Raw genomic sequence first — 10742 nt, 5'->3', positions numbered from 1 at the left:
GACCCCTCAGAGAGAATGAGGTAGATAGGACAGAGGTGGAAGTACAGTAATGTATGGAGCTGACTGTTACTAATCGGTCGCAGGCTTATCCAAAAGGCACAATGGTAAGTGAGTTTGGAAACGGATAAAAAAGAGAATGTCAGGATAAAGATTTTGTGTGCGGTTTTCAAGGTATAAGGCCCAGTGGCTCAGTTGGTTAGAGCGCCGCCCTGTCACGGCGGAGGTCACCGGTTCGAACCCGGTCTGGGTCGTTTCCCATCGAATTCATCGTATGATCGATGATGCGGTCCGTAATATGCCGATGTGGCTCAATTGGCAGAGCAGCTGATTTGTAATCAGCAGGTTATCGGTTCGAGTCCGATCATCGGCTTTCTTATTCTTCTGTTGATTTCTTTGAAATCATCATGTAGAATAAAAGTTGCTGAATACATTCAGCGAATATGGATGGCTTCCCGAGTGGCCAAAGGGGACAGACTGTAAATCTGCTGCAAATTGCTTCGGTGGTTCGAATCCACCGCCATCCATTCAGATTAGAAGTAAACCTCTGATCTGTAAAATTTTATAGCGCGGGGTAGAGCAGTCTGGAAGCTCGTCGGGCTCATAACCCGGAGGTCGTAGGTTCAAATCCTTCCCCCGCAACTATATGCCCAGATAGCTCAGTTGGTAGAGCGGAGGACTGAAAATCCTTATGTCGCCGGTTCGATTCCTGCTCTGGGCATATTTTTTTGCTCTGGAATACCGTAATTATGCGGGTTCCAGAGTTTTTTATATGTCGTTTTTAGCAACGATTTTAGCAAAGCTCATGCAATAACTCATGCAAAATAGAATAGAAAAAGAATCAGATTCTCTATTTGCTCTCGGTATCTTTACATAATACCGGCTGCTGATGATATAACAGAGGAGATGGATGTCAGTGAGAGATACGGTGGGAGGGAGACAGGGATGAGGAAATTACAGTTCTATGACAGATCGAAGATTAACTTCGGAGATCTGTTGTTTGACAGACAGGCGCTGCGCCGTCTCCTGATCCCGCTGATGGCCGAGCAGCTGCTCAACACACTGATGGGCATGATGGATACGGTCATGGTCGCCAGATGCGGAAGCGCAGCAATTTCCGCAGTTTCCCTGGTCGATGCAATTAATGTGCTTGTGATTCAGGTATTTGAGGCGTTGGCAGCCGGCGGAACCATCATCTGTTCCTTCTATATCGGCAGACAGGACAGAGAGCGTGCGAACCGTTCCGCAGAGCAGATTGTGCTGACGAACATCGTACTGTCGGTTGCGCTGACGGCCGTCTGTGTCGTGCTCAGAGTACCACTGCTTCATCTGGTTTTCGGAACAGTCGAGCCGGATGTGATGCGGAATTCGCTCATTTACTTCCTGATCACGGCGCTCTCTTATCCCTTCATCGCGCTTTCAAACTGCGGAGCCGCATTCTACCGTGCCGGCGGGGAGAGCCGCTTTCCGATGCTGATTGCAGCGCTGTGCAACGGAGCCAATATAGGCGGGAACGCCATTCTCATCTTCGGACTGAATCTTGGCGTTGCCGGTGCCGCATACGCAACGCTGGGATCCAGGATTCTGAATGCAGTGATATTGTTCGTCATGCTTCGAAAGGGCCGCCAGCAGATTGTACTTCGCCGGTATCTGGTCAAACCGAAATGGGATACCATCCGGGATGTTCTGTCGATCAGTGTGCCAGCCGGAATCGAGAACGGGATGTTTCAGTTCGGAAAGCTGGTCATTCAATCCTCCGTTTCACTTCTTGGAACAACAGCCATTGCGGCCCAGGCGCTGACGATTCTCCTGGAAAGTCTGAACGGGATCGCCGCAATCGGAATCGGGATTGGCCTGATGACGGTTGTAGGACAGACCATCGGCGCAGGGCGGAGAGAAGAGGCAAAATACTACATTGTCAGGCTGACAAAGCTGGCGTACCTCGCCGTGTTTCTGAGCGTTCTGGCTGTTCTTATTCTCACGAAGCCGGTGATCTTCCTGGCAGGGCTTGAGCCGGCTGCCGGGAAGATGTGCTTTCAGATGATGATCTTTATCAGTATCGTAAAGCCGATTGTGTGGGTACCGGCGTTCATCCCTGCGTATGGTCTGCGGGCAGCAGGCGATGTTCGTTTTTCAATGATCACGTCAAGCATCACGATGTGGACGGCGAGAGTCATTCTGGCTGTGGTCCTGATTCGCGTTTTTCATGTCGGTCCGATTGCGGTGTGGATAGGAATGGCTGTAGACTGGACCCTGCGGGGCATCATATTCTTGCATCGCTACCTGAGCATGAAATGGCTGGACCGGAAGATTGTCAGTAGCTCTGCGATCTGACGAAGGTTTCATATGTGCTCATATGTGATATGATAAGAAGGCTGCGCGGTGCTGACGAAGCAGGATGAAGTTCAAGACGAAATCAGGCAAGCCGTCGCGGTACGCCTGACAATCATCAGCAGATTGAGGATTCTATCGACATAGAACAAGGGGAGAAGGAACATGAAACAGACACTTCTGGCGGTTTTCGGGGGCCGCTCAACGGAACATGAGATTTCCTGTAAGTCGGTTGTCAATATTGTCAGGAACATCGATACGGAGAAATACGATGTGCTTCTGGCTGGCATCACAAAAGAAGGGGAATGGCTGCTGGCGGATTCGCTGAAATCGGTCGAGGATGGAAGCTGGTATGATTCGAAGGTTCACGCGATTCTGCTTCCGGACGGGAAGCTGCAGTCGCTCCTGGTCACGGATGAGGAAGGGAGGATGTCCTTCCGGAAGGTGGACGTAATTTTTCCGGCTCTTCATGGAAAAAATGGGGAGGACGGAACGATTCAGGGACTCTTTGAACTGAGCCGAATCCCGTACGTCGGCTGTGGTGTTCTGGCGTCTGCGGTGTCGATGGACAAGCTTTATACAAAGATCATCGCGGAGGCACCGCTTCGCTCCATCGGTGTCCGTCAGGCGGACTATGTCAGTGTTATCGGGAAGCAGCTTGAGGATATGGCGGATAATGTCGCGCGGGTGGAGGCGAAGTTCTTCTATCCGGTCTTCATCAAGCCGTCGAATGCAGGATCGAGCTGTGGTGTCACGAAGGCGCACAACAGACAGGAGCTGATTGACGGAATCCAGAAAGCGTTCACGGTGGATCAGAAGGTATTGATTGAGGAAACCATCGTTGGGAGAGAAGTGGAGTGTGCTGTTTTCCGGGACAAGGACGGCAATGTGAAGGCATCCGGTGTCGGAGAGATTCTGGCAGCAGCCGATTTTTACGATTATGACGCGAAGTATAACAATCCGCAGTCGGAGACAGACACGAACCCGGAGATGGATGAGAAGGACCGTGAGCTGATCCGGAAAGCGGCGGTTGCCGTTTTTGAGGCGGTTGATGGCTATTCTCTGGCAAGGGTTGACTTTTTCCTGACGAAGGAAGGACCGGTTTTTAACGAGCTGAACACACTGCCGGGATTCACGGCGATCTCCATGTATCCGATGCTCTGGGAAGCGCAGGGAGTCAGCAAGAAGGAGCTGATTCAGGCGCTGATAGATACCGCGTATACCAGACACCCGGAAAATACATATTGAAACAAGACAAGCCAAAAGACAAGTCAAAAGCCGAGCCGAATCGATCATCCGATTCATAGCGATCGAATAAAAAACTGCCAGCCTGATGTCCCGAAAGGGATATTGCAGGTTGGCAGTTTTATCTTTTAGGATGGATGATGCAATGACATCTTCCAGCTCAGCGCTCAAACGGAAAGACGATGCCGAACTGTTTTCTGGCTTCATCCATCTGACGCATGATCTCAAGCGTCTCGCTGTGAGGCATCTCCGGGCATTCGATTCTTCCCTCCTCAATTGCCTTGATGGATGCCCGCACCTCGTATTCATATCCTGTGATCTGCTTTGGAACGTTCCAGCTGGCGATTTCCTTCTTTCCATAGCCCTCCTGCCGGAATGCAGTGATCTTCTGGGGATTGTTGATGTTTTCAACCTCGATGAAGCCCTTATCGCCGCAGATGAGCCCCATTCGGTTGGTCGGGACATACATCGTTGTGAAGAGGCTTGCCATGGCACCATTCTCATATTCGAGGCAGAAATTGTCCTGGCCATCGACGCCGGTGTCTGTCTTCACGCAGGTGGCGGTGAGCTTCCGGATGCTGTCGCCGAGTACCATCGAGGCAAAGTTCAGGACATAAACCGACAGATCCAGCAGGCTGCCGCCGGCGAGCTCCGGACGCTGCATACGCTCCACATGGGAGATCGGATACCCGAGGTTGGCAGAGACCGTGCGGATGTTTCCGATGATTCCGCTTTTGACCGCCTCGTCGATGATCTTCCTGGACGGCTGATACCGGGTCCAGATGGCTTCGGTCAGGAGGAGGTGCTTTTTCTCTGCCAGCTCGATCATCTCCCGAGACTGCGCTTCACTGGCTGCAAATGACTTTTCACACAGGACGTTCTTTCCAGCGTTCAGCGCTGCGAGCGTCCACCGGTGATGGTGCGAGTGGGGAACCGCGATATAGACCAGATCGACCTTCGGATCAGCGAGCATTTCTTCATAGCTGCCGTATGAGACGGTAAACCCGTACTGCTGTCGGAACGCTTCCGCGCGGTCCTTGTCGCGCGCTGCGATCGCATAGGGTTCGATCTCTCCCTTCATTCCGTTGACTGTATCTGCCATCGTGCGGGCGATGCTGCCCGCCCCAAGAATCGCAAAACGAAGCATGGTTTTTTCCTCCTGTCGTCACTGGGATGTTGTGTAATCCGGCCTGCCTTGAGACGCAGCCGCGATCGCAAGGGGTCACTGAATCCCGATGCGATTCAGCAGCGCTGCGGCTGAACCATGGAACACTCAGTGCTCCGGATCTTTTCTGCAAAACATGATAAAACAAGTATATCAGGATGGAAGCAGGAATCCAAGCACTGAATCGGACATGCGGTGACAGCGCTGAATCGGACATGCGGTGAAATGAGAAGTCAGTCAGGTGTGGAATGATGCCCCGGGTACTTCAGGACAATCGAAAAGCCAGCCGACCGGCTGGCTTTTCTGGGAGGGAGTATGAAAAGTTGTTGCTTAATTGCCTGTTGCCTATATATGGAACAGATGAAGTTTTGTTTCGTTTCTTTTGTTTCATCTGATGGTTATAAGATAATGCCGCCCTGTGACAAACTTATGGCGGGTCTGTGGAGTTTATGTGAACTTTTCCGTTCAAGGTACTTCAGGGCTGATGCAGGGAGGTGTGCCTGTAGATGCGCGCATTTTACTTGTTCCAGAGCTGCTCGCACGGGATTCCGATGGCGTCCGTCATAAAGACAATGAAGAATGTATTGATGATGACGAAAACGCCGCCGTTGAAAAACTCGCCTATTCCGTACATCATCTGAGACAGGAACCTCATATTGTGTTGTTTTCTGTTTTCCATAATCCCTCATGATTTCTGTAAATTCAGATCCATAGCACTATTTTACACGTATTTTGTAAATATATAGGGGAAAATAGTTGTTAAAATGGGTAAGCAAAGTCAATAATATACACTGAATATTATTTATGTGACTTGATTCAGACAAAAAGCTAAATTATACTTAACGTATTACATGGCCATCATCATCATATGCCTATAAGGAGAACAGTATGGGACTATTTGGGAAGGTGTTTGAAAAAAAGGAGTGCAGCATCTGCGGAGGCGAGATCGGACTTCTTGGAAACAGAAAGCTGACGGATGGCAATCTCTGCAAGAACTGTGCGAAGAAGCTGTCCCCCTGGTTTGAGGAACGGAGGCAGAGCACGGTGGAGGATATTCGCCGGCAGCTGGACTACCGTGAGATGAACAAAGAGGCGGTCCGGGCATTTCAGGTGACAAGAGATATCGCGACAGACAGGTACCACGTGTTCGTAGATCAGGGCAAGGGACAGTTCACGGTTGCATCGAAGCTGGATGAGCAGGAGAACCCGGATATTGTAAGCTTGTCGCAGGTGACAGGCTGCAGGCTTGAGGTGAAGGAAGACCGGGATGAGGAGAAGTACAAGGACAGCGACGGAAACATGAGGAGCTATGTCCCGCCGCATTTTAAGTATTCATATGATTATGTGATGCATATCTCGGTCAATTCGCCGTGGTTTGACGATATGGATTTCCAGATGAACACGTTCTCTGTAGAGGACCACGAGCGTGGAAAAATGATGGCGATGGAGCAGGCGGGGAATGAGATTGTCGCTCTGCTGACCGGGCGTACAGTGCAGATGGCAGGAGGCTTCGGAGCAGCCGGGGCGGGATATCCGGGCAGCCAGGCAGCTTATGGAAATCTTGCAGCAGGCGGATACAGCGGTGTGCCGGGCGGACAGGGCTTCAGCCAGCCCAATGGCATGTACGGTGCCCAGAATCAGGGCGGTGCATACGGCCAGCCCAATGGCATGTATGGTGTTCAGAACCAGGGCGGTGCATACGGCCAGCCCAATGGCATGTATGGTGTTCAGAACCAGGGCGGTGCATACGGCCAGCAAAACGGGATGTACGGTGCCCAGAATCAGAACGGTGCATACGGGCAGCAAAACGGGATGTACGGTGTTCAGAACCAGAATGGTGCATACGGGCAGCAAAACGGGATGTACGGCGCCCAGAATCAGAACGGCGCATACGGTCAGCCAAATAACGTATATGGTGGTCAGGGCGGAGCATATGGTGCTGTTGTCCGGTGTGACAAGTGCGGATGGACCTCTCATCCAGGGGAACCGGTTCCGACCTTCTGTCCGGAGTGTGGCGACCCGATCACGCAGAATGACATGGTATAACTTCATACAGTCAGAAAATGCGCAGGCCTGAATCATACATGGATCGGGACCTGCGCATTTTCTGGCCTGTTATTCGGGTCGTACACGAATCTTGATCATTTCGGTCCGGGTTTCCCCGCCGAGCGAGAGGACAGCAGTCAGTGTCACCTTGGTTTTTTCCTGAACGGGGCACACATGACCTTCATGATTTAACACATTCTCAAGGTTACTGGACCAGCGAATTCTGCATCCGATGACCTCCGAGGGAAGAACGAGATCATCGGATGTGACTTTTGGCAGAGTGTTTCGAATAAAAGAAGCCGCAGCCTCCAGCGTCAATTCCCGGTTAGAGGGGGCAATCCGGCTTCCCCACAGGCTCGTATTGTCATCGCCGATTGCAGAGAAGGTCATCACAGCGTTCGGATCCTTATTTTCCGTATGTTGACGGAAGAATAAGCCCTTGTATACGGTGTTCCCAAGCTTCATCGTCAGATTGTGGTAGCCTTTCCCGGAGTCGGACATGGTCCATGTACCGGTTTTTGAACCTTCAACACTGCCGTCTGCGTTCAGAGTCAGGAGGAGAGTGGGAAGCATATCGCTGCTTGTTTCCGTCCCAGAGCAGACCATCTCATAATGTCCGACTACTTCTGATTTGCTGTAGAGGGAGGGCTTCTCACCGCGGTATTCGTAGACAGCGGTGACAGGCCAGCCATCTTCATTCAGAAACTGCTGGTGTACACGCACTTCATGTGCTTCCAGCTGTGGTTTCACATCAAAACGCTGATGGTAGATCAGGTATCGGTTTCCCGTTGAGTCGATAAGCTGTGAATTATGGCCGGCGGACCGCACTCCAACTTGACCGGTGAATTTGTAATTTCCAATCAGCTTGATTCCGTAATCATCCGGATCATAAGCGTTGTCAGCTGCGTTTCTTCCAGCTGCGTCGAGGTATGGGCCGGATACATGGCGTGAACGGAAGAGCCTCATGTTGTAACCACCATCCGAGGCAAGGCCTCCGTACGTGATGAACAGATGATAGAATCCGCTTTCAGGGTCATATTTGATATAAGGACCTTCCCCGTATGCATGGCCACCGCCCGCCAGATGAATACCAAATTACCGGTCGACAAAGTTGCCGGATTCACGGTCTGTAGAATCCACCCCGGGATAGATGGCAAGGCCTGTCTCTGGATCGAGCTCCAGCAGGAATATGCCGCCGCTCCAGGATCCATATGACAGGTACATTCTCCTGTGATCCTTGTCAAAGAAAACGTTTGGGTCGATGGCATTGGGGGCGTACCTGAAATTCCATCCTCCGTCTTTTGTAAACCAGTTGTCACTGATCTCATCAATAACGTCCTTGTCTTTGAGCGCCTTAAGGTTCAGAATATCCTGGTCCCATTTTGTACTGCGGGTACTGTTGCCATCTGGCTTTCCGTTTTTTGTGAAGCCGGAGTATACAATCGGTGAGGCGAAGGTGTAAGGACCCGTCAGTTTTTTGGCAACGCAGAAGCTGATGACCGATCTTGTCCATGTCGAGGACGTACAGAGATAAAGCATATAGGCGCCCTTTGTTCCGTCTTCCCATCTGTATTGTTCATTCCAAAAAATATCAGGAGCCCAGACGGCATATCCGCCTGCAGCGTCCCCATCATCGCGTCCTGCCCAGCGAAATGGGATTTTCAGGAGCTTGTCAAGGTCTCCGTAAATGGGAACCTGTCTGCCGTTTCCATAGTCGGAGGAGATCTGTTCCCACTGGATGAGATCTTTGCTTGATGCAATGGCTGTGTGGGATCCGAACAGGTAACAGGTACCGTCCTGATCGAGGATCACCGACGGGTCATGGACAGATACATGCAAGGGCTGTATGGCGCAAGTGCCTTCCGTATCCAGAGCTGGCATGGGCTGTTCGGCTGCGGGTGTCTGAAATGCGCCGGATAATACAAAAAAGGCGGCACTCAGTGCAACCAGTATATTTTTTACAGATACTTTCAATGTTCCCGTCATATTCTTCTGCTCTGTCCTCCTGCTGCGATCATCGGAAGCGAAATAATGGAAAAGGGACTGTCGCGATGCGGCAATCCCTTTCGTTACAATCAAATGTGCAGAGGCTCCTCCCCATTCTGCCAGGCTGGCCCGCTCTCAGCCTTCCAGGCAGGAGCTGTCATCGGACAGCTTTTATACCATAATGCGGCACGCAGTTCTACATAACAGCCGCATAGCCTGCACGTACCCGTAATCAGGCTGCTGCAGGAGCTGCAACAGGCCAGGCGCTTCCTGTACACTCGGTCGCTGACCTTCATATCGTCTTCCGTCTGGCGCACATAGGCGCGCAGCTCATCCAGGTAGGCTTCTTCTGACCGGGTAGGGGCTGTGCATCGTCTGCAGAAAAAAAGAGGAAGTCGGACGTTATCTCCGGAAAACGGATTTCCCTGCATCATGAGGCGGTGGGAGCCTCCACCGTCAGATGAAGAACACTGCAGGCCGGAATCGTGAAGAGAAGGCCATCTTCTGTCAGAGTGACATCTGAGAAGCATGCTTTCTTGACGGCATCCGGCTGCTCGAAGGTATTCTTCGCGTGAATATCCCCTGTCAGAATTTCTGCATCAACATGTCCCGCCTTGAATCCGGCAAGATGCGTATGGATCGGATAAGCTGTATCACAGGACAGGTTTGTGATTGTGATCTGGAGCCTTCCATCCTGATCAACCGAGGCGGATTCCGAGAGATTCGGAACCGGGTCACCCTCATTGCCAATCGGAATTGTTTCGATATGGCTGGCAACAAGTGTTGCATCCTGATGGGCCTTGAACAGATCAAAGACATAGTATGTAGGTGTTCGGACGAGTTTGTCCCCGTCTGTCAGAAGGACAGCCTGCAGGACATTGACCATCTGTGCAATGCATGTCATTTTCACACGGTCACTGTGTTGGTTAAACAGATTGAGATGGATGCCTGCCACGATGGCGTCCCGCATGGTGTTCTGCTGATAGAGGAAACCTGGGTTTGTGCCGGGTTCCACGTCGTACCAGGTTCCCCACTCGTCGACAATCAGACCAAGTTTTTTCTCCGGATCATACTTGTCCATGATTCCACTGTGCATGCGGATCAGTTTGTCCATGTAGCATGCTTTGGAGAGCGTTGTGTAGTAGGTCTTCTCATCAAAATCGGTTGCGCTTCCTTTGTGTTCCCAGCTTCCGGGGACGGTATAGTAATGAAGGGAAAGACCATCCGTCAGACCATGGTATGCGGGCATATTGTGCTGAAAGAGGGTTTTGAGTACGGTTTCAGTCCACTCTATGTTATCGGTGTTCGGGCCGCAGGCAATCTTGCGGATCAATTCTGGATTGTTGATAGAGGGCTCTTGATCGGAAACAGCATACTGGCGGACGTAAGTCTGATATCGACGATATTCATTGGCATAGTACTCCGGGTTCATATTTCCGCCGCAGCCCCAGCTTTCGTTTCCAACGCCGAAGAAATCAACCTTCCACGGATCCGGATGACCGTTCTGTGCGCGCAGATCTGCCATCGGCGAGACTCCGCCGAAGGTCATGTACTCGATCCATTCTGACATCTCGCGGACAGTTCCGCTGCCTACATTTCCGTTGATATAGGTCTCACAGCCAAGCTGTCTTGCAAGTTCCATGTATTCATGTGTGCCGAAGCTGTTATCCTCGATCACACCGCCCCAGTGGGTATTGATCATCTTTTTGCGCTGCTTCTTTGGCCCGATTCCGTCCATCCAGTGATACTCGTCTGCAAAGCAGCCGCCTGGCCAGCGAAGGACAGGAACCTTGATCTCTCTGAGTGCATCTACGACATCCTTTCGCATGCCATTGACATTGGGAATGTCCGAGTGTTCACCGACATAGATTCCCTCGTAGATGCAGCGACCCAGATGCTCAGAAAAATGTCCGTAGATTTCCTTATTGATTCTGTTTTTTTTATGAGAAGCGTTGATGTAATATTCTGTCAT

The 10742-nt window shown here is 51.3% G+C and carries 8 protein-coding genes, 5 tRNA genes and 1 rRNA gene; 9 read left to right on the top strand and 5 right to left on the bottom strand.

Annotated features, from left to right (window positions below; genetic code table 11):
* From FYJ35_RS05785 to FYJ35_RS05750, 8 genes are all read left to right on the top strand, one after another.
* Window positions 1–93, top strand: a 23S ribosomal RNA gene (locus FYJ35_RS05785); the annotation flags it as partial.
* An 84-nt stretch (window positions 94–177) separates the two neighbouring features.
* Window positions 178–251: transfer RNA gene (locus FYJ35_RS05780), tRNA-Asp, on the top strand.
* A gap of 46 nt (window positions 252–297) precedes the next feature.
* A tRNA-Thr gene (locus FYJ35_RS05775) sits at window positions 298–370 on the top strand.
* 72 nt (window positions 371–442) lie between these two features.
* Window positions 443–524: transfer RNA gene (locus FYJ35_RS05770), tRNA-Tyr, on the top strand.
* Between the two features lie 41 nt (window positions 525–565).
* A tRNA-Met gene (locus tag FYJ35_RS05765) sits at window positions 566–639 on the top strand.
* Between the two features lie 6 nt (window positions 640–645).
* Window positions 646–718, top strand: a tRNA-Phe gene (locus FYJ35_RS05760).
* Between the two features lie 224 nt (window positions 719–942).
* Entirely contained in the window at window positions 943–2331 is a 1389-nt protein-coding gene (locus FYJ35_RS05755) for an MATE family efflux transporter (RefSeq protein WP_154524420.1), read from the top strand.
* A 162-nt stretch (window positions 2332–2493) separates the two neighbouring features.
* On the top strand, window positions 2494–3576 hold the full coding sequence (locus tag FYJ35_RS05750; protein ID WP_154524418.1) for a D-alanine--D-alanine ligase family protein: 1083 nt from the start codon (window positions 2494–2496) through the stop codon (window positions 3574–3576).
* 157 nt (window positions 3577–3733) lie between these two features.
* On the opposite strand, the gene FYJ35_RS05745 is transcribed toward FYJ35_RS05750, so the two are convergent.
* Entirely contained in the window at window positions 3734–4720 is a 987-nt protein-coding gene (locus FYJ35_RS05745; protein WP_154524416.1) for a Gfo/Idh/MocA family protein, read from the bottom strand.
* 906 nt (window positions 4721–5626) lie between these two features.
* Between FYJ35_RS05745 and FYJ35_RS05740 the strand changes: the two genes are divergently transcribed.
* Window positions 5627–6784: a DUF4428 domain-containing protein gene (locus FYJ35_RS05740; RefSeq protein WP_154524414.1), complete on the top strand. Its 1158-nt coding sequence runs from the start codon at window positions 5627–5629 to the stop codon at window positions 6782–6784.
* A 69-nt stretch (window positions 6785–6853) separates the two neighbouring features.
* Here the strand turns inward: FYJ35_RS05740 and FYJ35_RS05735 are convergent, their stop codons facing one another.
* The 4 genes from FYJ35_RS05735 to FYJ35_RS05725 form a co-directional block, all read right to left on the bottom strand.
* On the bottom strand, window positions 6854–7750 hold the full coding sequence (locus FYJ35_RS05735; RefSeq protein ID WP_154524412.1) for a glycoside hydrolase family 43 protein: 897 nt from the start codon (window positions 7748–7750) through the stop codon (window positions 6854–6856).
* A 129-nt stretch (window positions 7751–7879) separates the two neighbouring features.
* On the bottom strand, window positions 7880–8665 hold the full coding sequence (locus tag FYJ35_RS05730; protein WP_154524410.1) for a glycoside hydrolase family protein: 786 nt from the start codon (window positions 8663–8665) through the stop codon (window positions 7880–7882).
* A gap of 194 nt (window positions 8666–8859) precedes the next feature.
* Complete coding sequence (locus FYJ35_RS15370; RefSeq protein WP_408634763.1) at window positions 8860–9201, bottom strand: DUF6171 family protein; 342 nt, start codon at window positions 9199–9201, stop codon at window positions 8860–8862.
* Window positions 9201–10742, bottom strand: a complete 1542-nt coding sequence (locus FYJ35_RS05725) for an alpha-N-arabinofuranosidase (protein ID WP_154524408.1) — start codon at window positions 10740–10742, stop codon at window positions 9201–9203. The genes FYJ35_RS15370 and FYJ35_RS05725 overlap by 1 nt, the downstream gene beginning before the upstream one ends.

Source organism: Porcincola intestinalis, from assembly GCF_009696445.1.
Classification (GTDB): domain Bacteria; phylum Bacillota; class Clostridia; order Lachnospirales; family Lachnospiraceae; genus Porcincola; species Porcincola intestinalis.
The sequence above is the reverse complement of the archived record's forward strand: the minus strand, read 5'-3'. Positions and strand labels throughout refer to the sequence as shown.

Bases quoted from the DNA above. Each gene is read 5' to 3' on its own strand.
- FYJ35_RS05740 (WP_154524414.1), top strand. From the start codon at position 5,627: ATGGGACTATTTGGGAAGGTGTTTGAAAAAAAGGAGTGCAGCATCTGC.
- FYJ35_RS05730 (WP_154524410.1), bottom strand. From the start codon at position 8,665: ATGCCAGCTCTGGATACGGAAGGCACTTGCGCCATACAGCCCTTGCAT.
- FYJ35_RS05750 (WP_154524418.1), top strand. From the start codon at position 2,494: ATGAAACAGACACTTCTGGCGGTTTTCGGGGGCCGCTCAACGGAACAT.
- FYJ35_RS05735 (WP_154524412.1), bottom strand. From the start codon at position 7,750: ATGAGGCTCTTCCGTTCACGCCATGTATCCGGCCCATACCTCGACGCA.
- FYJ35_RS05755 (WP_154524420.1), top strand. From the start codon at position 943: ATGAGGAAATTACAGTTCTATGACAGATCGAAGATTAACTTCGGAGAT.
- FYJ35_RS15370 (WP_408634763.1), bottom strand. From the start codon at position 9,201: ATGCAGGGAAATCCGTTTTCCGGAGATAACGTCCGACTTCCTCTTTTT.
- FYJ35_RS05725 (WP_154524408.1), bottom strand. From the start codon at position 10,742: ATGACAGAATATTACATCAACGCTTCTCATAAAAAAAACAGAATCAAT.
- FYJ35_RS05745 (WP_154524416.1), bottom strand. From the start codon at position 4,720: ATGCTTCGTTTTGCGATTCTTGGGGCGGGCAGCATCGCCCGCACGATG.